Source organism: Lachnoclostridium sp. Marseille-P6806 (genome assembly GCF_900625025.1).
Classification (GTDB): Bacteria; Bacillota; Clostridia; order Lachnospirales; family Lachnospiraceae; genus CAG-791.
Genome location: NZ_LR130574.1, coordinates 161,775 through 185,647, shown reverse-complemented (window position 1 = coordinate 185,647; position 23,873 = coordinate 161,775). Strand labels below are relative to the sequence as shown.

Genomic DNA, 23,873 nt, shown 5'->3' with positions numbered 1-23,873 from the left:
GGTGGGCGGAAAGGAAGCTATGAAAAAAAGATTGTTGTCTGCTGTTCTTGCTGTTGTGACTGCCGGAGCCCTGCTGGCGGGCTGCGGAGCGTCCGGAACGGGTTCCGGCGGGAGCGGGGAGGCCGCTCCGGCGGAGGCGGGCGCGGAAACCGCAGAGACATCCGGGAAAGCGACGGACGGAAAGAATCTCCCCAGGCTTACGGAAGCGCCGCTGACCATCAAGCTCTGGGATATCGCGACGGAATCTCCTACGAAGGACATTCAGGAGGACGCCGTGCAGCGCTTTATGAAGGATTATCCGAACATCACCGTCGAGCAGACGCACATGCAGAACGACAACTACAAGCAGCAGCTGGTTGTCGCCATGTCCTCCGGGCAGGCGCCGGATATGTACATGCACTGGGGCGGCGGACCGATGGCGGAGTATTATCGATCCGGCTTTGTCAACGATTTGACGGAGCTGTATAACACGTACGACCATCCCGCGTTTATCGATGCCGCCGCGGCGCAGGCGTCTTATGACGGAAAGCTCCTCGCCATCCCGTATGGAGGGCTCTCGGGCTGCGGAATTTTCTACAACAAAACAATTTTCGAGAATGTCGGAATCGATAAGGCGCCGGAGACCATAGATGAGCTGGAGAAGGTCTGCCAGACACTGAAAGACGCCGGCTACACGCCGTTTTCTCTGGCAAATGCTTCGCAGTGGACCGGTTCTATGTACTATATGTATCTGGTGGCGCGTCATTCCGGCAATGATGAGTTCAATGCGGCCTATATGCAGGAAAACGGGGGGAGCTTTACCTCTGAGGCGTTTATCTGGGCGTCCGATAAGATTCAGGACTGGGTGAAAAAGGGGTACTTTCCGGACGGCGTCAACAGCCTGAGCACGGACGACGGACAGGACAGACAGCTTCTGTATGACAATACCTGCGCCATGATGCTGCAGGGGTCGTGGCAGTGCAGATCCATTGCGACCGATAACAAGGAGTGGTATGAGGCGAACATCGGCGTCATGCCTTTCCCGAAGGATGCCGAGGCGGAAGCAAAGGGCGTTCCGCAGAATGTCGAGGTGGGAACGGCGATCGGAAACGGTTTTTCTTTCAACTGCTGGAAATCTGACGGCTCCGTGGACCAGGAGAAGCTTGAGGCCTGCTATGTTCTTGCGACACAGTATTACAATGATGACATCTACAATAAAAAGCAGATGGAAAATGCCACCATCCCGTCCATAGAAGGCTTTGCGGATCAGGTGGACGATCCCAATATGAAGACGTTTGCGGATGTTTTCTTCAACGCATCGAATGTTCAGCTCTGGTACGATCAGTATCTGCCGGCTTCGGTCACGGAGGTGCACAAACACTGCATGACGGAGCTGTTCGGTCTGGAGAAGGACGGAAAGCAGATCGGAGAAGAGGAGGATGCGGCAATGAAAGCCGCGCTGGCGGATCGGTGACGGAGCAGGCGGTATTATCGCAGGCAGTTAATATATGGTTGAAAATAATCATAATATGTTCATAAATGCAAGCTTTTTCGCTTTCCATGTGATATAAAATATACATAGTTCATAAAAAGCGGAGCGAAAAAGCAGCTAAAATATAAAAAATAGCCGGAACAACATGACGCTCCAGGGAACGGAAATGAACAAAACATTTTCAAGGAGGACAGCGATGAACAGAAAAATAGCAGCGGCCGTTCTGGCGGGCGTGATGGCGGCATCGGCGCTTGCAGGCTGCGGCAGTGCCGGAGCAGGAGGAACGGCGCCGGCATCCGCCGCACCGGAAGACACTGCGGCCGCGGAGACAGAGGAGAGCGTGGCGGAGGAGACGGCGGGCGCCAGCGCGGACGCCAATTCCCTGACGGTGTGGACGTGGGATCCTGCGTTTAATATCTATGCGATGAAAGAGGCGGAGAAGTTCTATCAGAAAGATCACCCGGACTTCAAGCTGAATGTGGTCGAGGTGCTCTCGGACGATATCGAGACGAAGATCACGACGGCGGCCTCCTCGGGCGATCTCTCCACGCTGCCGGATATTTTCCTCATGCAGGACAACTCCTATCAGAAGTACATGACGAACTTCCCGGAGGTTTTCACGGACCTCACGGATTCCGGCATCGATTTCTCCAAATTCGGAGAGGGCAAGCGCGCTTACTCCACAAAGGACGGAAAGAATTACGGCGTGCCCTTTGACAACGGCGCGGTCATCGCGGCGTACCGGACGGATTATCTGGAGCAGGCCGGGCTGAGTGTCGACGATTTCACCGATATCACATGGGATCAGTATATTGAGCTCGGCAAAAAGGTCAAGGAGGCGACCGGCAACCCGCTGATTACCTCGCAGTCCGGCTCGCCCGATCTTATTATGGAGATGCTGCAGTCCTGCGGGGCGTCTCTCTTCAAGGAGGACGGAACGGTCAATATCGTGGGCAACGAACAGCTTCTGAAAGCGCTGGACTACTATCGCCAGATGGTGGAGGCGGGCGTCCTCGTGGAGGTGACGGACTGGGATCAGTATATCGCTTCCATACAGAACGGGACGGTATCCGGCGTTGTGAACGGCTGCTGGATCATCGGCTCCATCACGGCGGCGACGGATCAGTCCGGAAAGTGGGCAATCACCAATATGCCGCGCCTGGACGGAGTGACCGGAGCGGTCAATTACTCCAACAACGGCGGCTCCTCGTGGGCTGTCTGCACGGCGACGAAAAATAAGGAGCTGGCGATCGATTTCCTTAACGGAACGTTCGGCTCCAACGTAGAGTTCTATGAGGCTATCCTTCCCTCCTCCGGCGCTATCGCGACCTATCTGCCGGCGGGCGATTCGGATGTTTACAGCAAGCCGCAGGACTTCTTCGGCGGCGATGCGATTTACAGCAAGATCATCGACTTTGCGGGAAAGGTTCCGTCCAACATCACCGGGGCATATTACTACGACGCCCGCGACGCGGTCGGCGTGGCCCTCTCCAATGTGATCCAGAGCGGCGCGGATCTCGAGGCCGAGCTGCAGACGGCGCAGGATACCGTAGAGTTCAATATGGGCGGCTGAGAACCGGCTGTCCGCAAAAACGACACAGATCATGGGGACAGGAGCTTATCTGCGCGCGCAGGCGCGCAGCGCTGGGCTCCTGTTTTGGAAAGCGGAGGTTCCATGAATCGGAAAAAGGGTCTTACCTTACAGAAAAAGAAGCTGCTGACCGGCTGGTTTTTTGTGATCCCGGCGACGGCGTTTATCTTCCTGTTCAGCTTTTACCCGATGCTGCAGGCGTTCATTCTGTCGCTCCACAGGGGCGTAGGGCAGAATCTGAGCTGGAACGGCTTTGCAAACTATACACGGATACTCAAGGATCGGGTGTTCTTTCAGACGATGAGAAATACGTTCGTCTATCTTATCATTCAGGTTCCGATCATGCTGCTGCTGGCGCTGATACTGGCGTCTGTTCTGAACAACCGGAGTCTGCGCTTCCGCGGTCTGTTCCGCACGATGATTTTTCTTCCCTGCGCGACCTCGCTGGTCTCCTACTCGATGATTTTTCGCTCGATGTTCGCCAACGACGGCTTTGTGAACACGATGCTCCGCGGCGTCGGCATGGCGCCGGTGGGCTGGTTTCAAAGCGGCACGGCGGCCCGGGCCGTGATCATCATTGCGCTCGTCTGGCGCTGGACCGGCTACAACATGGTTTTTTACCTTGCGGGGATGCAGAGCATCGACTATGCGCTCTATGAGTCGGCCAAGATCGACGGAGCCTCGGTGTTCGCCTCGTTCCGCCATATTACGGTGCCTCTTCTGCGGCCGACGATACTCATGACGGCGATCATGTCCATCAGCGGGACGCTTCAGCTTTTCGACGAGTCGGTGAACCTGACAAACGGCGGCCCGGGCCGGGAAACCATGACCATGTCGCACTATATTTACAACACCTCCTTTGTACAGAGTCCGAATTTCAGCTATGCGGCGGCGGTGTCGGTCGTGATTCTGGTGATGATTGCCGTCCTGTCGTTTATTCAGATGAAAGTGGGTGATAAGCGTGACTAAGGGGCAAAAAGCAGCGGTATATCTGTTTCTGATCGTCATTTCGGCGGTCTGTGTTTTTCCGCTTTACTGGATGGCGTCGTCGGCCACGAACAACAGTCTTGACGTCGTCAGGGGGCGCATGCTTCCCGGTCTGTATCTCGCGGAAAACTTCCGCTCGATTCTGTTGCAGCAGGATCTCTTCCGGGCGTTGATCAATTCGTTCCGCAATGCCATCGTGCAGACCTTTCTCGCCATGGCGGTCTGCTCTGTCGCGGGCTATGGCTTTGAGATTTATCATGATCGGGCAAAGGACGCTCTGTTTTCGGTGCTTCTTCTCGCGATGATGCTCCCCTTTGTGGCGATTATGATTCCTCTGTTCCGCATGTTCTCGGGCTGGCACATGGTCAACCGCTACATGGCCTTCGTGCTTCCCTCCGTAGCGACGCCGTTCCTCATCATGATGTTCCGGCAGGCGGCGCGGAGCTTTCCGGTGGAGATCATCGAGGCGTCCCGCGTGGACGGGCTCTCGGAGACAGGGATCTTTCTGCGCATGTTCGTGCCGACAATGAAGGCGACCTACGGAGCGGCCGTCACGGTCACGTTTATGAACTCGTGGAACAGCTATATGTGGCCGAAGGTAATTTTTCAGGATAACAATTCGACTACGATGCCGATGCTGGTGGCAAACCTGCTGGGAGGGTATACTGTGGATTATGGTATGCTGATGCTCGGAGTTCTGATCTGCACACTCCCGACGGCGATTATTTTCTTCGGACTGCAGAAGAGCTTCACAAACGGAATCATGGGCGCGGTAAAGGGCTGACGCCCGGGCAGGCGCAGATGCCGCGAAGAGCGCGGCGGGGAGTATGGATTTGAACATGATAAAGCAGACTTTTGATTTCAACATAGTGAGAGATCCGCGGGTCTATAAGCAGAATGTTCTGCCGGCCCATTCGGACCATGAGGCGCTTCTGCCTGGGGAAGGCGAGGGGAAAGAAGGGAGCTTCCGGTATTCGCTGAACGGTCTTTGGCGGTTTTCCTACGCGCCGAACCCGGTGTCTGCGATCCGGGGCTTTGAGAAAGACAGTTTTGACTGCAGCGGCTGGGACAGCATCCGTGTGCCCGCTCACATGCAGATGGAGGGCTACGATGTCCCGGCCTATATCAACGTTCAGTATCCGTGGGACGGGAGCGAGGACATCGTGCCGGGACAGATTCCGGAGCGCTTCAATCCGGTCGGCAGCTATGTCCGGTATTTCGAGGTTCCGGAGAGCTTCGGCAGCGGGCCCGTATTCATTTCGTTTCAGGGGGTGGAGAGCGGCTTTGCTCTCTGGCTGAACGGAGAGTATGTCGGCTACAGCGAGGACAGCTTCACGCCCTCCGAATTTGACCTGACGTCCTACATCCGGACCGGGAGAAACAAGCTCGCCGTCCGGGTGTTCAAATGGACGGCGTCGAGCTGGCTGGAGGATCAGGATTTTTATCGCTTTTCCGGCATTTTCCGTGAGGTCTACCTGTTCACGAGGCCGGCGGCGGACGTCTATGATCTGCGTATCCGGGCGCTTCTGGATGAACATTACCGTGACGGCAGGCTTGAGGTGACGCTTGATTACGGAAACCGCCCCGGGAAATGCGCTTACACGCTGCGCGATGCGGAGGGAACGGTCGTCGCGGAGGGGAGCACGGAGACGCGCATTGCCCTGGAGGTGAAAGAACCGTTTCGCTGGAGTGCCGAGGAGCCGTATCTCTATGAGCTGACGCTTGCCATCAGCGACAGCGGAGGTGCGCAGACCGAAGTGATCCGGGAAAAGGTCGGCTTCCGCCGCTTTGAAATGAAGAACGGTCTCATGTGCATCAATGGAAAGAGAATTGTATTCCGCGGCGTGAACCGGCATGAGTTTTCCTGCGACCGTGGACGTGCGGTGGTGCGGGAGGACGTGATCTCGGACATTATCACGATGAAGCGCAATAATATCAACGCAGTGCGCACCTGTCATTATCCGGACGCTTCGATGATCTACAGGCTCTGCGACGAATACGGCCTCTATATGATTGCGGAGAGCAACATGGAGAGCCACGGTTCCTGGGATGCGATGATGCGGGGGCGAATCACGGAGGCGGAGATCGTCCCCGGGGACCGGCCGGAATATATGGATATGCTGCTTGACCGTGTCAATTCCTGTTACCAGAGGGATAAGAACCACCCGGCCATCGTAATTTGGTCCTGCGGCAATGAATCCTACGGAGGAACCGTCATTTCGGCGATGGCGGATTTTTTCCGGGAACAGGATCCGGATCGTCTTGTGCACAACGAGGGGATTGACCATGATCCCCGCCATCCTGAGATGTCCGATATGTATTCCCAAATGTATACGCCGGTTCCGAAGATCGAAGCGTTTCTGCGCGAGCACACCGATCGTCCCCTGATACTCTGTGAGTACACGCACTCCATGGGGAATTCGAACGGCGCGATGCACAGATATATCGAGCTGGAGGAACGGGAGCCCCGCTATCAGGGCGGCTTCATCTGGGATTTTATTGATCAGGCGGTACGGCGCAGGAACCGCTACGGAGAGGAGTTCCAGGCATACGGCGGGGACTGCGGAGAGCGGCCGACCGATTATAACTTCTCGGGGAACGGCATCGTGAATTCGCAGAGGCGTCCCTATGCCAAGATGCAGGAGGTGAAATTCAATTATCAGAGCATATGCGCTGAGGTTGAAAACAGCTCCGTGCGTATCATTAACAAGAATCTCTTTGTCGGCACCGATCGCTTTGACTGCGTTGCGACGCTGGAACGAAACGGGCGGGTGATCCGCCGCGCACCGCTTGCGACGCATGTTCCGCCGCTCTCGGAGGAGAGCTATCCGCTGCCGTTCCCGGTGCAGACCGCAGATGGGGAATATGCGGTGACGGTTTCGTTTCGCCTGCGGGAGAGCACGCCGTGGGCAGAGGCCGGCTATGAGCTGGCGTTCGGACAGGGAGTCTACACGGTGGGAACCGGAGCAGAGGAGGCCTTGGCGGAGGTGCTGCGGGAAACCCCGGAGAGAGAGAGCTGCTATTCCGGCGTGCAGGAGGCAGGAGACGGCGGCTCTCTTACGGTTGTGAACGGCGTTCTGAACATCGGTGTCCGGGGAGAAAACTTCTCCGTGCTTTTTGGCAGAAATCAGAACGGCATCGTTTCCTACCGCTATGGCGGGAGGGAACTGATCGAGTTTGTCCCGAGGCCGGATTTCTGGCGGGCGCCGACAGACAATGATGCAGGCAACCGCATGGCGGCCAGGTACGGTGTGTGGAAGCTGGCGAGCCTCTATCAGGGTCCGGTCCCGGCAGAGTATGCAGGTGAGTTTGAAAAATATCTGAAGTACGGAGACTATCCGAAGCTTGTGCAAACGGACAGCTATGTGGACGTTGCGTTCCGTGTGTTTCTGGAGAGCGCGCCCCGGAGTGTCGCCTACATCACCTATCGGGTGACCGGCGACGGCGCGGTGCGGGTTTCGATAGACTGCGAGCCGGCACCTGGGCTTCCTCCGATGCCGTCATTCGGCTTTCAGTTCCGTCTCAATGCGGATTATGATCGCGTGACGTGGTATGGTCTTGGACCGGAAGAAAATTACTGTGACCGGAACCACGGTGCGAGGCTTGGCATTTTCACCCGCACGGCTCAGGAGAACATGGAGCCCTATCTCGTCCCTCAGGAGACAGGAAACCGTACCGGCGTCCGCTGGGCGAAGGTGACGGATCGCCGAGGGAGGGGAATGTTTTTTGCGGGAGACAGTATGGAATTTTCCGCGATTCCCTACACGCCGGAGCAGCTTGAGGAGGCGCACCATTCCTATGAGCTGCCGCGGGTGTTTCACACGGTTGTCCGCTGTGCCATGATGCAGATGGGAATTGCCGGCGACGACAGCTGGGGGGCGCGGACGCATGAGGAGTATCTGCTGCCTGCGGGACAGGCTCTGCACTTTGCGTTCATGTTCCGCGGAATCTGAGCAGAAAAGGGGGCTGCGGGGCGGAAGTTGGTTCGCAGCTCCCGGATTGTTCCGTCATGGAGATTTATCATGAGAGATATTACGCTGAACCTGGTTCCGAAGCCGGTGCGGGTGGTATTTGCCGGCACGGGGAGCTGCTCCCCGGATGCGCGGATATACCGGGAGAACGTATCTCTCCCCGGAGGCGCAGAGGCCTATTTTCTGGAGCTGTCCCCGTCGAAGATCGTCATGCGGGGAGAGGCTCCCGGTCTTTTCTATGCGGAGCGGACGCTGGAGCAGCTCCGCGTGCAGTTTCCGGGCGAAATTCCCTGTATCCGGATCGAGGATGCACCGCGGTTTCCGCAACGGGGCTTCATGCTGGACAGTGTGCGCCACTTTTTTTCCGAGCCGGATGTCATGACGCTGATCGACGCGGCGGCCTTTTTCAAGCTGAACCGCTTCCACTGGCATCTTGCGGATGATCAGGGCTGGCGCATAGAGAGCAGAAGATATCCGCGCCTCCATGAGATCGGATCGGTGCGGAGCGGAGGGGAATCCTCCCGGGGAAACGGAGAGACAGGGACGGGAGGAGCCGGGGATACAGAATACCGGGGCTTCTACACAAAGACGCAGATACGCCGGCTCCTGCGTTTCGCCGCGGAGAGAAATGTTGCGGTCATCCCCGGGATCGGGATCCCGGGGCACGCGACCGCAGCTGTTGCGGCTTACCCAGAGCTCGGCTGTACAGGTTTTTCGATCCCGGTTGCGGCAGGAGGGGGCATCTTTGAGAACCTGATCTGCGCCGGGAGAGAGGAATGCTTTGATTTTCTCATGGATGTTCTCGACGAGATCACGGAGCTTTTTTCGGCGAAGGAAATTCATATTGGCGGAAATGCAGAAATAAAGAGTCAGTGGCGCGCGTGCCCGTACTGCCGCCAGAGGATGGCGGAGCTGGGACTTTTCGATGAGGATGCGCTGCAGAGCTGGTATGTGGGGCGTGTCGGCGCCTGTCTCCGTGCGCGGGGCATGCGGCCCGTGATCTGGAATGAGGCGCTTCGGGGCGGTGCGTTTTCACCGAAGCAGTTCATCGTTCAGCTGTGCTCCGGCGGGCAGGAGGAGCTTGCCGAATTTGCCGGTCGGGGCGGAGAGATCATCAATTCCGATATATCGTTTTGTCATTTGAACCGACCCCATGGTGACTTCGATGCGTGGGAGGTTCTGAGGCGCGGCCCGGTTCCGGATTTTCTGAATGAAGAACAGGCGAAGCAGGTTAAGGGACTGGAAGGGCTGCTCTGGACGGAGAACATCCCTGATCTGGAAACGGCGGGACAGCTGCTCTATCCGAGCCTGCCGGCGCTTGCGGAGACGGCGTGGACGCTGGAGAGCTCGCGGGATAATGACAGTTTCTTTGCGCGGTATGAGGGCTGTACCGCACTTTCCCGCAGGCGGTATCCCCGCAGTGCGGGTGACCCGGGGCTGGCGGCGCATGGATGAAGCGGCAGGGGAGAAGCTCTGCTGCGGCCGAAATTGCGAATCGTGCGTTTTACTGTTATGATAAACGATAGTTCTGATGGATGCGGCGCTCTGCCTGTCAGGGCGCCGCATCCTTTTATGAGGTTGATTTGTGAAAAAATTGCAGACAGTTTTGGCTGTGGCCTCCTGCAAGCTCGTCCGCTCGCTGCTCCGCATTACGAAGCGCGGCGGCGGAACGGCGCTTCCGGGCAAGGCTGCCATGAAGTTTCAGAAAAATATTTTGGCGGAGACGGCCCGCGGAATGGAGATCGCGGTCGTCACCGGCACCAACGGCAAAACAACGACCTCGAATATGATTGAAACGGCGCTCGCAGCAGCGGGGAAGGATGTGCTCGCGAATAAATCCGGCGCGAATCTTCTCTCCGGCGTGACGGCGGAGTTCTGCTGTGCGGCGGACTGGCGGGGGAGACCGGGGAAGCGCTTTGCCGTCATCGAGTGCGACGAGGGCGCCCTCAAGCAGGTTGTGCCGCTCATCCGTCCGAGAGTCATTGTCGTCACCAACCTGTTCCGGGATCAGCTGGACCGCTACGGCGAGGTCATGCACACGCTGGAGCAGATCAGGCGCGGCGTGGAGAGCGTTCCGGAGAGCACGCTCTGTCTTAATTCCGGGGATTCCCTTGTCTCGTCGCTGGCTCTGGATGTGCCGAACCGGGTCGTGTACTTCGGACTGGATATGCCGTTCGGAGGGCAGGAGCCCCGCGCCGTCTCGGATGCGGCGCACTGTATTTGCTGCGGAGCGCCGTATCGCTATCATTTTTATACCTATGCGCATCTCGGCGATTTCTACTGTCCGTCATGCGGTTACCGCCGCAGACCGCCCGAGGTATCTGTGCGCTCAGTAAGCCGCATGGACGCCTCCGGGACAGAATTCTGCATTTCGGTCGGGGGACAGAACTATCCCGCGCGCATCCCTCTCCCCGCGATTTACAACGTATATAATGCGGCGGCCGCAGTGGCAGCCTGCCTGGCTCTGGGGGAGAGCGCACCTGCGGCGATCGGGGCTCTTTCCGGCGTGCACAGCAGCTTCGGGCGCATGGAGACCTTTTATCCGGGAAAGGAACCGGTGCAGATGATCCTTGTGAAGAATCCGGCGGGCTGCACGCAGACCATCGGCTTTCTTACAGGACTTCCGGAGGACTACACGCTGGTGCTGTGCCTCAATGACCGGACGGCGGACGGACATGATATCTCATGGATATGGGATGCGGAGTACGAGCGCTTTGCGGCGGATCCGCGGCTTCGGCAGGTCTATGTTTCCGGCGACCGGGCGGAGGATATGCAGCTTCGTCTGAAATACGCAGGCGTACCGGAAGAAAGGATTGTTCTCGAAAAAGACAACGTAAAGCTCCTCGCCATGATGCGGGAGAGTCAGCGCCCCGTTTTTGTGATGCCGAATTACACGGCCATGCTTTCACTCCGTGCCGTGCTCAGCGAGGCGACCGGTGCGAAAGCGTTCTGGGAGAAATAGTCGCCGGCCGCAGAAGAGGAAATGTCTTTGCGGGGTGCTTCGTAAGCGGGCCGGCGGGAGGAATGGATGGAACTCAGATTATGTCACCTCTATCCGGAGGTGCTGAATTTATACGGTGACCGGGGGAATATTCTCTGCATGGAGGAGCGGCTTCGCCGGCGCGGCATCGGGGTCACGACGACGCCTCTGCGGATCGGGGAGAGGACGGCGCTTGACCGCTTCGATCTCTTTTTCATCGGCGGCGGGCAGGACTTCGAGCAGGAGGTGCTGCTCGCGGACCTCGCCTCCGGAAAGGGACAGGAGATCCGCGCGGCAGTGGAGGACGGGAAGACCTTTCTTGCGATCTGCGGCGGCTACCAGATGATGGGACACTACTATGAGACTCGCGAGGGGGTGCGCTGTGATTTTCTCGGCGCGGTGAATTTTCATACCGTGGGAGCGGATCGGCGCATGATCGACAACTACGCGTTCCGTCTGAGCGAAGAGTCGGGCGGCAGCGTCGTTGTGGGCTTTGAGAATCACAGCGGACGGACGTATCTCGGTGAGGGGGTAAGGCCGCTGGGGACGGTGCTGAAAGGCTGCGGAAATAACGGAGAGGACGGCACGGAGGGATGCCGGAGCCGGAACGTCTTCGGGACGTACAGCCACGGCCCGGTGCTGCCGAAGAATCCGGAGTTGTGCGATGCGATTCTTTCCAGCGCGCTGGAGAGAAAATACGGGCGGGCGGAGCTGGAGCCTTTGGATGACCGCTTTGAGAGGCTGGCGCACGACTCGGTCCTCGCAAAAATTATGAACGGCGACATATGAAAGAGAATAAACGGCGATATATGAAAGAGAATAGATGGTGAAATATGAGAGAGAACGGCGCGGTGCACACAGGAAAAATACGCGGCCTCCTGCGGGCGGTCGCCGTTACAGCGGGACTTTTTGCGGCGGCGTGGCTCCTCTGGCATGCGTTCGGGAAGCTGCTTCCGGAGCTGATCCCGCTGCTCCGGCACGGGGACAGCGAGCGGATCGCCGCCTATCTTGAGGCGGAGGGAAAATGGACGGGCATGCTCAGCGTTTTTGTGCTGGCCTTTTTTCAGGTAGTGAGCATATTCTTTCCGGGAACGCCGATCCAGATTGCGGCGGGCGCCATCTATGGCTGGCTCGAGGGCTTCCTCATCTGCTTTTCCGGCTACTGGTCTGCCAATATGGCAGTGTTTTTCTTCGCAAGACGCATGCATGGCCGCACGCCCGGGCGCTTCCGTTCCGGACGCCGGGCAGCATGGCTCATGGACAGGCTGAATTCCACGCAGCCGGGCTTCGTCATCATGATTGCCTGTCTGGTTCCCGGCGTGCCCAACGGCTTCGTGCCTTATCTGGCGGCCGAGTCGAGAATCCATTTCGCGCAGTTTGCCGAGGCGGTGGCGGCGGGCTGCTTTCTTCCGATCCTGTCGTCCTGTCTGACAGGACGCTTCCTTCTTGAGGGAAAATATGCGTACGGCGTGGCGGCAATAGCGATTCAGCTCGCTGTGATTGCGCTGGTGCTCGTGAAGAGGGACCGGATTCTTGAAAGACTCGAGAAAAAGGAGAGAGAAAAGCCGGAAGCGCGGCAAGAAGTGTGACGGTCAGATGCCGTCTTGCTGATGACCGCGTACGATATCGCGCACGGCGCGCAGGAGATAGGGCTTTAATTCATGAATGTCCATCGGCTCCTGATAGAGAATGGCGCTGTAGCTGGTGGAGCTGATCAGCTCGATGATCATGAAGATCATGACCTCGGGGTCGGCGTAGCTCACTTCGGACTGCTCAAAGGCGTCCTCGAACACGGCGCGGAAATCGACGGCCTCCGGATCGGAGGACACCGCCAGCTCATGCTTGAAGATGCCCCAGCTTAAGTTTTTGGAGATGAAGCGCATCAGCGAGGGATCGGCGGAAAACTGGTCGATGATGTCGGAGGCGAGAAAGACGATACGGTCCTCCACAGAGGCCGCCGCTCCTCCCGGCAGGGCCCGCGCTTTCAGCATGTGCTCCTTGGCGGTGCGGAAAATCTGGCCGGCCTTGTGTGCGATGAGAAAGTTCCGGAGATCATATTTGTCCGAAAAATAGAGATAGAATGTCCCCTTTGCGACCTTTGCCCGGGATGAAATATCGGAGATGGAGGTCTTGTTGATGCCCTGCCTCGTAAACAGCTCAAACGCTGCGTTGAGGAGGGCGTCTTTTTTTGCTTTTTTATTCTGTTCGGCCTTTCCGCTCAGTCTGATCGCCATAGGAGTCCCCGTTCTGACGCAGCCGTGCGGTGATCGGCGGCGCGTTCTTTTTCCCTGATTATAGGTGCAAAACAGAGGGGAGGCAAGTCTTCGCGAAAAAATAATTGACCAACGGTCATTTATGTGCTATAACCGACACTGCATTAAATAATTGACCGATAGTCATTTTTAAAAAAGGAATCAGGAGGTGTATTTTGCATCGTTTATCAGCTGCTGTTGTCCGCTTCCGGTACATGATTCTGGCACTTGCGGTTTTTTTGCTTGTGCCGTCTGCCGTCATGTACTCGCGGACGAAAATCAATTACGATATGCTCTCTTATCTTCCGCAGAACATCGACACGATGAAGGGACAGGATATTCTGACGGAGCAGTTCGGCGTGGGCGCTTTTTCGGAGATCGTGGTGGAGGGGATGAGCGCGAAGCAGACAGCCGATCTCAAGGCGGAAATCGAGACGGTGGAGCATGTGAAAAATGTGCTCTGGTACGACAGCTTTCTCGACCTGTCCGTGCCGATGGAGCTGCTTCCGGAGGAGATCCGCAAAACGTTTGATAACCCGGACGCCGATGCAAAGATGATGTTTATTCTGTATGATGACACGAGCTCCTCGGAGGCGACCATGCAGGCCGTCAGGGATATCCGGCGCATCTGCGGTGAGAAGTGCTTCATCGCCGGCATGACGCCGGTGGTGGTGGACACGCAGGATCTGTCGGACCGGGAGGCTCCGGTCTACGTGGTGCTGGCCGTGGTGTTTGCGCTGGCGGTGTTGATGCTCTCCATGGATTCCTTTTTTGCGCCGATCCTCTTTCTCGTCAGCATCGGGATGGCGATTATCTATAATCTGGGAACGAACTGGTTCCTGGGCTCGATTTCCTATGTGACGAAAGCGCTGGCCGCCGTGCTGCAGCTCGGGGTCACGATGGACTACTCCATTTTCCTCTGGCACAGCTACGAGGAAGAGCTGGAAAGAGGAAAAACGAGGGAAGAGGCAATGACGGATGCGATCGGGGCGACCTTTTCGTCTGTGGTCGGGAGCTCCGTCACCACGGTCGCCGGTTTCATTGCTCTGTGCTTCATGAGCTTCACGCTGGGAATGGATCTGGGCATCGTTATGGCAAAGGGCGTGATCTTCGGCGTCGTGAGCTGTGTGACCGTGCTTCCGTCGCTGATACTGGTCTTTGACGGAATGCTGCGGAAAACAAAGCACCGGCCGCTTATTCCCGAGTTCCGCGGGATCGGGAAATTTGCGCTCCGGTACCGCGGGCTGTTTCTCGCGCTGGCGCTGCTGTCGCTGATCCCCTCCGTTTACGGAAACCGGCATATCCGCGTCTACTACAATCTGGATCAGTCGCTTCCGCGCTCTCTGGACAGCATCGTTTCCAATGAGAAGCTCCGGGAAGATTTTGACATGAGCACAAACCACATGCTGATGCTGAACGCGGATGTCCCGGACCGGGAGGTGCAGAGCCTCGCGAAACAAATGCGGCAGGTGGACGGCGTGAAATATGTTCTCGGCCTCGGCACGCTCAAGGGAGCGGGGCTCCCGAGGGAGATGATTCCCGATTCGATTCGGGACAGTCTGGAGAATGACCGATGGCAGCTTCTTCTGATCGGTTCCGAGTATCCGGTTGCGAGCGAAGAGGCGGGCAGACAGTGTGAGCAGCTTGAGGCCATCGCCAAAGCCTGCGACAGCAGCTCGATGCTGATCGGGGAGGCGCCCGGCACCAACGATCTCATCAAGATCACAAACCGTGATTTCACAGCGGTTTCGGCGGCCTCTATCGGGATTATCTTTTTGATTATTCTGCTGGTGTTCCGCTCGATCTCGCTTCCCTTTCTGCTGGTGGCGGTCATTGAGGCCGGGATCCTCGCCAACATGGCGATCCCGTACTATACGGGAACGACGCTCCCCTTTATCGCCAATATCGTGATCGGGACGGTGCAGCTCGGGTCGACGGTGGATTATGCGATTCTGCTCACGACCCGGTATCTGCGGGAGAGGCAGAGCGGAAAGGAGCGCTTTGAGGCGGTCCGCATCGCGGATTTCACCTCGGCCAAGTCGATTTTCGTGAGTGCTCTCAGCTTTTTTGCCGCGACCATCGGCGTGGGAATCTACTCCGACATCGATATGATCCGGGCGCTCTGTGTGCTGATGGCGAGGGGCGCGCTCATCAGTATGCTGATCGTCGTCTTTGTGCTGCCGGCCTGCCTGTATGCGTTCGATCCGCTGATTCTGAAAACGACAATGCAAAGGAGGAAATGATGAAACGCTGGAATCTTGTAATCGGGAAAGAGAAAAAAATAAAGGTTCTTTGCACACTGCTCGCGGTGACGCTGGCTTTTTCGGCGGCCGGATGCGGTGCGGCGGGAGAGGCCGGCGCCGTGAGCGAGGCGGGAGACGGTATTCTGCGTACGGCGATGACGGGAGAGCTCCCCTCGCACAGCAGCACGGACGGCAAGGAGGAGACGGTGTATGTCATTGCGGACGCGCGAGGGAAAAACGGAAAGGTGATCGTCAGCGACTGGCTGAGGAACCCCGGCGGACAGCCGTCCCTTGAGGACAGGACCGAGCTTCGCGACATCACGAATGTGAACGGCTACGGGGATTATACGGAGAACGGCGACGGAACCATTACATGGGACACGGAACATGCGGATGTCTATTATCAGGGAACGACGGACAAGGAGCTCCCCGTTGAGGTGAAGCTCCGCTATTATCTGGACGGAGAGGAAATCGCTCCGGAAGAGCTTGCGGGGAAGAGCGGTCATGTCCGCATCCGCTTCGACTATGTGAACCATGCGAAGACGGAGGTGGTGATCGGCGGAAAAAGAGAGGAGATCGCGCTGCCCTTTGCCATGCTCAGCGGTCTGGTGCTGCCCGCCTCCCATTTCAGCAATATCCGCGTGACCAATGGAAAGGTGATGTCGGAGGGAGAAAACAGCATTGTGGTCGGCATGGCGCTTCCGGGACTTCGCGAATCGCTTGACTGGGAGGATATGAGAGCGGGCGTGCAGGATGCGGAGGCAAGAAAAAAGCTGGATGAGATCCATATCCCTGAGTATGTGGAAGTGGAGGCGGATGCTGAGGATTTTGCGCTCGACATGACGCTGACCATGGCGACCACAGACTATCTCTCCGGTATGGATTTCGGGGATGCTCTTGACGCCGGGAAGCTGACAGACCAGATGGAGGAGCTGCAAAGCGGCATCGACCGCCTCACGGAGGGCGGCGCATCGCTTTCGGAGGGCTCCACGGAGCTCGCATCGGGAGCCGCAGAGCTGACGGACGGGGGATCGAAGCTCACAGACGGCACGGGCTCGCTCCTTGACGGCGCGAAGCGTCTCGCGGACGGGACGGACAGGCTGTCGGACGGCATGCAGCAGCTCGGGAACGGAGCAGGGGAGCTTGCTTCGGGCGCATCCGATCTGACGGACGGCGTCGGGAGGCTGTCGTCGGGGGCGGCGTCTCTCCGCGACGGAACGGGAAAACTGCAGAGCGGCGCGGCAGAGCTCGCCGGAGGGACAGACCGCCTTTCGGCCGGAGCCTCTGCGCTGGCGGAGGGCTCCGGGACGCTGGCGGCAAAATCAAAGGAACTGGATGCCGGCGCGGAGAATCTGAGGGACGGTGCGGCCAGACTTTCCGCCGGGACGCAGAGCATGATGAAGCAGCTCCCCGTGTTTCAGAGCGGAATCGGACAGCTTGCAGCCGGCGCGGCGGCGCTTGACGATGCGGTGAACGGAACGGGCGGCGGTGCGGCCATGAATCTGAGCGAGGCCGCGCAGGCCCTGTCCTCAGGGCTTGACAGCGACGGGAGCGGCTCTTCGGGTATGGGGCTTAAGCAGGGGCTTACGGCGGCTGCCTCCGGCGCCGCACAGCTCCAGAGCGCTTCGGAACAGCTTTGCACGCTTCTTGCGCAGGAGGAGAGCGGCAGGAAGAGCCTTGCGGACAGCAGGGATGCCATGCAGAAGATGATTTCAGCGGCGCTTTCCCGCGCGCGGGACGAGCACTCTGCCGCACAGAGCGCTGTGACGGCGGGAGAAGAGCGGGTGAAGCAGGCAAGGGCGGCGGTTTCTGCGGCGGCAGAGCCGGTGGAGAGCGAGAGCACGGAGACAGGAGAGGTTCCGGAAAGTCCGGAGATTTTTATTGATGAGACGGCAGAGCACTCCGAAGCGGCAGAACGTTCCGGGGAAGAGGCAGATTCCGGGACGCAGGCAGGCGCTGCGGCACAGGCAGGTTCCGGATCATCAGCAGACTCTGCGGCACAGGCAGATTCCGGAACAAGAACAGGAGAGAATGCCGGAATAGGAGAAGGTGCCGGAGCGGAGGACAATATGGAATCCGGAGGCTCTGCGGGAGCGGGAAGCAGCACGGCGCCGGCCGCAGCGGTGATAAAGCGTTATGCCCGCACCGTTGATACAAAAGCTCTGGACGCCGCGCTTGCGGAGTATGAGAGCGCTGTGCAGGCGCTTGCCGGAGCGCAGGCGGATGAGGAGGCAGCCTCGGCTCTGGTTTCTCAGCTGGAGCAGCTGCAGGAGCAGCTTTCCTCTGCGGGTACTCTGCCGGAGAATCCGGGAGCAGGAGCGGCTTCGGCATATGGACTTGCACAGCAGACTGCGGGCGGGATGAAATCCCTTGCACAGAAGCTGTCCGCCATGGAATCCGGTGCAGATCAGCTCTCGGCGGGCGCTGCGGCGCTGAACCGCGCGGTGAACGGCGGAGGCTCCGGGCAGAGTCTCTGTGAGGCGGCGGCTGCGCTTCATACCGGAGCAGCGGCGTTGGAGCAAGGGGGAGGAGTTCTCGCGTCGGGTGCATCGCAGCTTCTGGACGGAACATCACAGCTCTCTGAGGGGAGCGCCCGTCTGAAAGCGGGAACCTCCGCTCTCTCGGACGGCGCAGTACAGCTTGACCGGGGAGTGAATGAGGTAAAGAACGGAAGTCTGCAGCTTAAGAATGGGGCATCGGAGCTTCGCGGCGGGGCCAGTCAGGCCGCGGACGGCGCGGGAAAGCTCGCAGACGGCGCATCGGAGCTCTGCTCGGGAGCCGACAGACTTTCCTCCGGCGCAGCGGAGCTCGCGGGCGGCGTAACGCCGCTTCTTGACGGGACGGAGACTTTGCAGGACGGCGCATATTCGCTCCGTGACGGGGCGGCGACGCTGGATGCCGGCGCAAAGACGCTGCTCGAGGGAATAGAGCGGCTGTCTGCAGGCGCACAGGGACTGGACGACGGGACAAAGACGCTGCTCGACGGACTCCGGCGCTATAATGAGGAGGGGATCCGCCGGGTGACGGAGCTTTTCGGCGATGAGGCGGCCGCAGTTCTTGAGCGCTGGGAGGCCGTATCGGATGCGGGAAAGGAATATACCAGCTTTACCGGAGCCATTCCGCGCAGGGATGAGGACGGCGTCAGTGAAAACTCGGTGAAATTTGTGTACAGAACAGCCGCGGTCGGAAAGGACGGAGAGTAAAATCGCATATTCCGGGGCGGAGAATTTGCTATAATTGCCTGAGAAGCCGGAGCTGCCTTTTGGGGGAGTGTGAAACATCACGCCGGCGCAGAGATTTGGCACACGCTATTTGTGCCGAAGCCCAAATAGCCTTTGATCGCAGCCGCAAAACCGTCTGCGCGGATTTTGCGCCGCGCGCCTCGCTGAGGGCGCTTCGGCATGGTGATTAATGCAAAGAAGAAGTGAGAAGCTATGATCAGTATTATTGTTCCGGTATACAATGCAGAGCGCTATCTCCGGGAGACAATCCGCGCCGTGCGGATGCAGAGCTTTACCGACTGGGAGCTGATTCTTGTGGACGATGGCTCGTCGGACGGGAGCGCGGCACTGATCGGCGAGGAGATCACGGCGCATGAGCGTGATAAAAAAGAGTGGCAGGCGCTTTCGGAGGATGCGGGAAGCACGCCGGCGGGCTCCGGCGGGGGGGACGCCCGCGGGGTGATCCGCCTGATACGCAAAAAACGTAATGAGGGGGCCGCGGCAGCAAGAAACACCGGAGTCGACGCCGCTTCCGGCAGATATGTCGCGTTCCTTGACGCCGACGATCTGTGGCGGCCGGAGAAGCTCGAGCGGGAGCTTCGCTTTATGCAGGAGCAGGACGCGGCCTTTGTGTTCTGCTCCTATCAGTTCGGAGACGAAAACGCCGTTCCGACGGGGAGAGCTGTGCATGTGCCGCCGACACTCTCGTATCGGGAGGCGCTCAGCCGCACGGTTATTTTCACCTCCACGGTGCTTCTGGATACGGAGAAGCTGGACCGTGAGCTCCTGCATATGCCGTGCATCGGCTCCGAGGATACGGCAACATGGTGGAATATTCTGAAGACAGGGGTTGCGGCCCGTGGTCTGGACGAGCTGCTGGTGGTCTACCGCCGTCCGGCGGGGCAGTCTCTCTCGTCGAATAAGTGGACGGCGGTGAAGCGCATCTGGAGACTCTATCGTGAGGTGGCAGGGCTCCGCGTCCCGGCGGCGCTGTACTGTCTTCTTGGCTGGGCGTGGCGCGCGAGCCTCCGGCGCATTGTCCGGGACAGGACGGCCGCGCCTGATTCCTGCGACAATAACCGAAAACGTTGAAGAAAAACAGTCGGGAGTGAACTGCCGCTGGCAATAGTATTTAAGAGAAAAACGTTTTAATATATAAAAATGCAGGCATAATCATCAAAAAAGCATATTTTTGCAACAGAAAATTGGACAAAACGTAAACGATATAGTATAATACAACTGTATCATTCAAATATTGCTCTGTTTTCGGCACAGAGGGCGGCAGGATCGGACACTGCGGCAATCTTTTTTTATACACCGGCGGCCGGCTGTGCGCCGGTAATTGGCTGCGTCCCGGGGCAGGGTACGTGTCTCCAGGCGGCCGGGATTCCGCAGATGCTTTGGAAGTTTTTTGCGGACCGCCCTGAAAACGATTAAGAAAACGTAAAGATAGAGACAGGGAACAGGCCATGCCTATCAGAATAGCGGTTATCCTTGCAGAGCTGCTTCTGCTCATGCTTCTGCCGGATGCCCTCATGAAATACAAGAAAAAGAGCGATCTGTGCGGGAGAAACAAGAAACTCGCGGCATATCTGCTCTCGGCGGCAGGGCTCCTCGCGTCGTCCGCCGTTGTCGCGGCGATGGAGGCGGACCTCGTCACATTCTGCCTTTACGGACTGATACTTCTCTTGTCGGCGGTCACCATTGTTGTGGATGCCCGGTGCAGGATCATCCCGAACCTCTGTCTGTTCCCGATGCTGCTTCTGTCTCTGGGAATTCTGATCCGCAACCGGCGGGAGCCGTGGGTCAATATCCCGTACAGCATCCTCAGCATGCTCTTTATGTGTGCGTTCATGCTGAGCTTTACGGCGCTCCTCCATTTCCATAATTATTTCGGCGCAGGGGACATCAAGTTTCTCTCGGTCAGCGCTTTTCTGTTCACTCTGTCGGCGCGCATCATCGGTATGCTGGGAGGGATGGTTCTCGCGATGCTCCTGTATATCGTTCCCATGCTTCTTATGCGCAGGATTACGCTGAAGTCCCTGATTGCGTTCGGCCCGTTCATTGGCTTTGGAATGATGGCGGGGATCTGCTGGCTGTACGTGCCGTATCCGGCATTTTAGCATACAGCGATTCTTATGAGAAAGGAGGATGCATACCATGAAGAAATTCCTTTTTGACGAGGAATCCGGACAGGGAATGGTCGAGTACGGCCTGATCCTTGCGCTGGTCGCCGTTGCGGCAATCGCGGCGTTCAGACTGCTGGGCACCAGTCTCAACACGAAGATCACGAATGTTGAGAATGATCTGAAGTAAGAAGCAGAACAGCCTGTGCTCCCGTGAACCGTATATTGTTGTCATGCGGCGTGAGCGGGACTCGGGCGCGCAGAGGGGGCATGAAGCTTGTCTTCGTGCCTTTCTTTGTCTGAACGGGAATGACAGGGGGAGAGAGTGTGCGGATATATAGCGGCATGAGAGGGGAGCGGGGACAGTCGATGGCGGAATATGCTGTGATTCTGGCGCTGGCGGCGCTCGCGGCTGTCGCGGGGCTTTCCGCGCTGGGACAGGCGCATTCCGTCCGCACCGCTTCGACATTGCTCGCGGTGTCCGAGGCCATGAAATAGACGGTGAGACCGGGAACAGATACAGGCGGGGGAGCGCATAAAAGGGTGAAACGCTTTCATCGGGGAACAAAGCGCGGCGGCCACGGCCGCAGCGGAGAAAAGCAAGGAGCGGAGGGCATGAGGGAGAACGGGCAGGCGATGGTCGAGTTCGCTCTCGTTCTGCCGTTTCTTCTTGCGCTTCTGTGCGCGATCATTGATTTCGGATGGATACTTTCCTGCAAGAATGAGCTGACGAATATCTGTGGGGAAACCGCCCGCTATGCGGCGATACACGCGCAGGATTCCAATGTGCGCGATCAGGCGGAGGGGTATATGAATTCGCACGCCTTAAACGGCACGCCGACGATGACATATTTCAACAATAACGGAGATTATGCGGTGATCAAAATGGAGGAGCAGATCAGCTATATGACGGGCTTCACAGGGGTCATCACCGGAAGCAATACCGTTACGATCAAGGCGCAGGCGGCCATGCCGGTCGAGCCTTATGCGAACTGATCGGGGAGGGAGCCTGTGGATACGGCACGTGTGAAGATTCTGGCGCTGTTCTGCGCCCTGGTTACCGCGCTGATGGCGTTTTACTACATTCAGCAGAATGAGGCGGAAAAGCCGGTCGCCGTGACGGTGGTGAAAGCGGCGTACAACATTCCGGCAGGGACGAGGATCACCTCGGACATGCTCTCGACGTCGCAGACCACGGACAGCGAGCTCCTGATGAACGCGGCGCGGGATGCGGCGGAGGTCGTCGGCAAGTTTGCGGATGTGGAGATCTACGCGGGGGAGCAGGTGCTGCTGAACCGGGTCGTCGATCAGGGGAGCAGTGCGGTGAACTCCTTTTCCTACAAGGTTCCCGCGGGAATGCGGACGGTGACCATTTCCATCAGCGATACGTCGTCGGTGGCGGGGCTTCTGCAGGTCGGTGACCATGTGGATATTCTGTCTACCTATTCGCGGGAGATTCCGGGCGAGAACGGCGCCTCCTCGAGCGAATCGGTCACGAAATACATCGCGGAGAACATTGAGATCGCAGCGCTTGACCGCTCGATTGTGAGGCAGACGGAGGAGTCGGAGACGGGCGAGACGTCCTCCTCGCAGGAGGTGGCCTATACGACGGTGACCATGTTTGTGTCGCCGGAGCTGGCGCAGGCAATCGTCTGGGATTCCCAGAACGGCAGCGTTGTGCTGACGCTCCGTTCGCCCGGGGAGACCGGAAATCCGGAGCACACGGAGTTTACGGCAAAGTCCATGGACGAAATGTAAGAGGCGGCGCAGCGACAGGAGCAGACTGATGACAGGTGTTCTCGTAGTAGGAAAATATGAAGATGCGATCCGCCGGGTGGGAGCTCTTGCCGCGCAGCTCGCGGACGAGCTGGATATCCTCGGCACGGCGCAGAATGAAAAGACGGCGCTGGAGCAGATAGACTCGCTGAACCCGGATGTGGTGATCGTTGCGCTTGCGGGCGGCGACAAGGATCTTATTCTGCTGGCAAAGCGCATCTATGTCTATAAGCCCCGTGTGGTCACGCTTGTCTTTTCGGAGACGCTGGACAGCGCCCAGTATGAGGAGTGCATCAGCTGCGGGGTCCGCTACGCGGGAGAATATCCGCAGAACGCCCGCGCATTTCTTGCGGAGCTCGGGCGGATCATAGAGGCTGAGACGGCGCGGATCGGGTACCTCGGCACGCGGAAAAACACGGTGCTCGACAGCTCCACGGTGATCGGCATATACAGCCCGAAGGCCGGCGTCGGCAGCACGACCGTGGTCGTGAATCTCGCCATTACGCTGGCCGCGGAGGAGAAAAACGTGGCGGTTCTCGACCTCGATCTGGAGTTCGGCGATGTGTGCGCGTATATGGACATCACGCCCAAAAAGAGCATTGCGGATCTTGTCTCGGATTACGGGGCACCCAGCATCAACGATATCGAGACCTATATGGAGATCGCTCCGTCGGGGGTGCATGTGCTGGCGGCGCCCAAAAGCCCGGAGTACGCGGAGACGGTGTCCGTCGACCGCGTCATCGGGATATTCGATACCCTCAAGGTCTATTATGATTATATTCTGATCGACCTGCCGGGCGGGATGAACGTCTTCCATACGAAGCTCTTCGGCCGGATGAACCGCATCTACCTCGTGACCTCCCTCCAGCTCAACGTGCTGCGGAGCGCAAAGCTGGCGGCAAACATCATCAATATCCTCGGGATGAAGGGCAAGGCCTGCGCCATTGTGAACCGCTATTCCAAATACGACATCATTTCCCTGCGGGATGTTCACAAGATTCTTGACTGCCGTATCATCGCGGCGATCGGCTCGGATTACCGGCCGATGTCGAATGCGGTGAACCGGGGTGTGCCGGTCGTCGTCAGCTATCCCCACAATGCGATCGCAAAAATATTCCGGAATATTGCAGCCTACACGGTCGCCAAGGTGGACGATTTCGACATCTGGGACATGTCCCCCAAGGAAGTGAGCCGGGAATATGCGAAGTTTAATAAAATGACACTTTCCGCGAAAAAAGACGGCCGGAGAAAGTGA

Annotated in this window: 19 protein-coding genes; 18 read left to right on the top strand and 1 reads right to left on the bottom strand. The window is 58.2% G+C overall.

Annotation, left to right across the window (positions count from 1 at the left end):
• The first annotated feature begins 19 nt into the window (after positions 1-19).
• The 9 genes from E0E20_RS00790 (at position 20) to E0E20_RS00750 (ending at position 12,589) form a co-directional block, all read left to right on the top strand.
• On the top strand, positions 20-1,453 hold the full coding sequence (locus E0E20_RS00790) for an extracellular solute-binding protein (protein ID WP_130836169.1): 1,434 nt from the start codon (positions 20-22) through the stop codon (positions 1,451-1,453).
• 214 nt (positions 1,454-1,667) lie between these two features.
• On the top strand, positions 1,668-3,044 hold the full coding sequence (locus E0E20_RS00785; protein ID WP_130836168.1) for an ABC transporter substrate-binding protein: 1,377 nt from the start codon (positions 1,668-1,670) through the stop codon (positions 3,042-3,044).
• 102 nt (positions 3,045-3,146) lie between these two features.
• Positions 3,147-4,031: a carbohydrate ABC transporter permease gene (locus E0E20_RS00780; protein WP_130836167.1), complete on the top strand. Its 885-nt coding sequence runs from the start codon at positions 3,147-3,149 to the stop codon at positions 4,029-4,031.
• The gene (locus E0E20_RS00775) at positions 4,024-4,833 is read left to right on the top strand and encodes a carbohydrate ABC transporter permease (protein WP_330508632.1); all 810 of its coding nucleotides are present in this window, start codon (positions 4,024-4,026) and stop codon (positions 4,831-4,833) included. Before E0E20_RS00780 ends, E0E20_RS00775 begins: the two co-directional genes overlap by 8 nt.
• Positions 4,834-4,888: 55 nt before the next feature.
• The gene (locus E0E20_RS00770) at positions 4,889-8,002 is read left to right on the top strand and encodes a glycoside hydrolase family 2 TIM barrel-domain containing protein (RefSeq protein WP_130836166.1); all 3,114 of its coding nucleotides are present in this window, start codon (positions 4,889-4,891) and stop codon (positions 8,000-8,002) included.
• 69 nt (positions 8,003-8,071) lie between these two features.
• Positions 8,072-9,475, top strand: coding sequence for a beta-N-acetylhexosaminidase (locus E0E20_RS00765; RefSeq protein WP_130836165.1), 1,404 nt, complete (start codon positions 8,072-8,074; stop codon positions 9,473-9,475).
• Between the two features lie 130 nt (positions 9,476-9,605).
• On the top strand, positions 9,606-10,982 hold the full coding sequence (locus E0E20_RS00760) for a Mur ligase family protein (RefSeq protein ID WP_130836164.1): 1,377 nt from the start codon (positions 9,606-9,608) through the stop codon (positions 10,980-10,982).
• 66 nt (positions 10,983-11,048) lie between these two features.
• A complete protein-coding gene (locus tag E0E20_RS00755) occupies positions 11,049-11,789 on the top strand; it encodes a type 1 glutamine amidotransferase (RefSeq protein WP_130836163.1) in 741 nt (246 codons plus the stop codon).
• A gap of 44 nt (positions 11,790-11,833) precedes the next feature.
• Positions 11,834-12,589, top strand: coding sequence for a TVP38/TMEM64 family protein (locus E0E20_RS00750; protein ID WP_130836162.1), 756 nt, complete (start codon positions 11,834-11,836; stop codon positions 12,587-12,589).
• A 3-nt stretch (positions 12,590-12,592) separates the two neighbouring features.
• Here E0E20_RS00750 and E0E20_RS00745 read toward each other — a convergent pair whose 3' ends face one another.
• Positions 12,593-13,234: a TetR/AcrR family transcriptional regulator gene (locus E0E20_RS00745; protein WP_130836161.1), complete on the bottom strand. Its 642-nt coding sequence runs from the start codon at positions 13,232-13,234 to the stop codon at positions 12,593-12,595.
• A 194-nt stretch (positions 13,235-13,428) separates the two neighbouring features.
• Between E0E20_RS00745 and E0E20_RS00740 the strand changes: the two genes are divergently transcribed.
• The 9 genes from E0E20_RS00740 (at position 13,429) to E0E20_RS00705 (ending at position 23,873) form a co-directional block, all read left to right on the top strand.
• Positions 13,429-15,495, top strand: a complete 2,067-nt coding sequence (locus E0E20_RS00740; protein ID WP_242622596.1) for an efflux RND transporter permease subunit — start codon at positions 13,429-13,431, stop codon at positions 15,493-15,495.
• The gene (locus E0E20_RS00735; RefSeq protein WP_165443917.1) at positions 15,495-18,698 is read left to right on the top strand and encodes a hypothetical protein; all 3,204 of its coding nucleotides are present in this window, start codon (positions 15,495-15,497) and stop codon (positions 18,696-18,698) included. Before E0E20_RS00740 ends, E0E20_RS00735 begins: the two co-directional genes overlap by 1 nt.
• A 231-nt stretch (positions 18,699-18,929) precedes the next feature.
• Positions 18,930-19,808, top strand: a complete 879-nt coding sequence (locus E0E20_RS00730; protein WP_130836159.1) for a glycosyltransferase family 2 protein — start codon at positions 18,930-18,932, stop codon at positions 19,806-19,808.
• Between the two features lie 377 nt (positions 19,809-20,185).
• Entirely contained in the window at positions 20,186-20,839 is a 654-nt protein-coding gene (locus E0E20_RS00725) for a prepilin peptidase (protein ID WP_130836158.1), read from the top strand.
• Positions 20,840-20,876: 37 nt separating this feature from the next.
• Complete coding sequence (locus E0E20_RS00720; RefSeq protein ID WP_130836157.1) at positions 20,877-21,032, top strand: Flp family type IVb pilin; 156 nt, start codon at positions 20,877-20,879, stop codon at positions 21,030-21,032.
• Between the two features lie 137 nt (positions 21,033-21,169).
• On the top strand, positions 21,170-21,340 hold the full coding sequence (locus tag E0E20_RS13810; protein ID WP_165443899.1) for a hypothetical protein: 171 nt from the start codon (positions 21,170-21,172) through the stop codon (positions 21,338-21,340).
• A gap of 45 nt (positions 21,341-21,385) precedes the next feature.
• A complete protein-coding gene (locus tag E0E20_RS00715; protein WP_130836156.1) occupies positions 21,386-21,838 on the top strand; it encodes a TadE/TadG family type IV pilus assembly protein in 453 nt (150 codons plus the stop codon).
• Positions 21,839-21,853: 15 nt separating this feature from the next.
• Entirely contained in the window at positions 21,854-22,600 is a 747-nt protein-coding gene (cpaB, locus tag E0E20_RS00710) for a Flp pilus assembly protein CpaB (protein WP_130836155.1), read from the top strand.
• 28 nt (positions 22,601-22,628) lie between these two features.
• Positions 22,629-23,873 carry an AAA family ATPase gene (locus E0E20_RS00705; protein ID WP_130836154.1) on the top strand — a complete coding sequence of 415 codons (1,245 nt, stop codon included), beginning with the start codon at positions 22,629-22,631 and terminating at the stop codon, positions 23,871-23,873.

Bases quoted from the DNA above. Each gene is read 5' to 3' on its own strand.
- E0E20_RS00790 (WP_130836169.1), top strand. From the start codon at position 20: ATGAAAAAAAGATTGTTGTCTGCTGTTCTTGCTGTTGTGACTGCCGGA.
- E0E20_RS00735 (WP_165443917.1), top strand. From the start codon at position 15,495: ATGAAACGCTGGAATCTTGTAATCGGGAAAGAGAAAAAAATAAAGGTT.
- E0E20_RS00765 (WP_130836165.1), top strand. From the start codon at position 8,072: ATGAGAGATATTACGCTGAACCTGGTTCCGAAGCCGGTGCGGGTGGTA.
- E0E20_RS00785 (WP_130836168.1), top strand. From the start codon at position 1,668: ATGAACAGAAAAATAGCAGCGGCCGTTCTGGCGGGCGTGATGGCGGCA.
- E0E20_RS00750 (WP_130836162.1), top strand. From the start codon at position 11,834: ATGAGAGAGAACGGCGCGGTGCACACAGGAAAAATACGCGGCCTCCTG.
- E0E20_RS00745 (WP_130836161.1), bottom strand. From the start codon at position 13,234: ATGGCGATCAGACTGAGCGGAAAGGCCGAACAGAATAAAAAAGCAAAA.
- E0E20_RS00705 (WP_130836154.1), top strand. From the start codon at position 22,629: ATGACAGGTGTTCTCGTAGTAGGAAAATATGAAGATGCGATCCGCCGG.
- E0E20_RS00755 (WP_130836163.1), top strand. From the start codon at position 11,049: ATGGAACTCAGATTATGTCACCTCTATCCGGAGGTGCTGAATTTATAC.
- E0E20_RS00770 (WP_130836166.1), top strand. From the start codon at position 4,889: ATGATAAAGCAGACTTTTGATTTCAACATAGTGAGAGATCCGCGGGTC.
- E0E20_RS00720 (WP_130836157.1), top strand. From the start codon at position 20,877: ATGAAGAAATTCCTTTTTGACGAGGAATCCGGACAGGGAATGGTCGAG.
- E0E20_RS00780 (WP_130836167.1), top strand. From the start codon at position 3,147: ATGAATCGGAAAAAGGGTCTTACCTTACAGAAAAAGAAGCTGCTGACC.
- E0E20_RS00730 (WP_130836159.1), top strand. From the start codon at position 18,930: ATGATCAGTATTATTGTTCCGGTATACAATGCAGAGCGCTATCTCCGG.
- E0E20_RS00725 (WP_130836158.1), top strand. From the start codon at position 20,186: ATGCCTATCAGAATAGCGGTTATCCTTGCAGAGCTGCTTCTGCTCATG.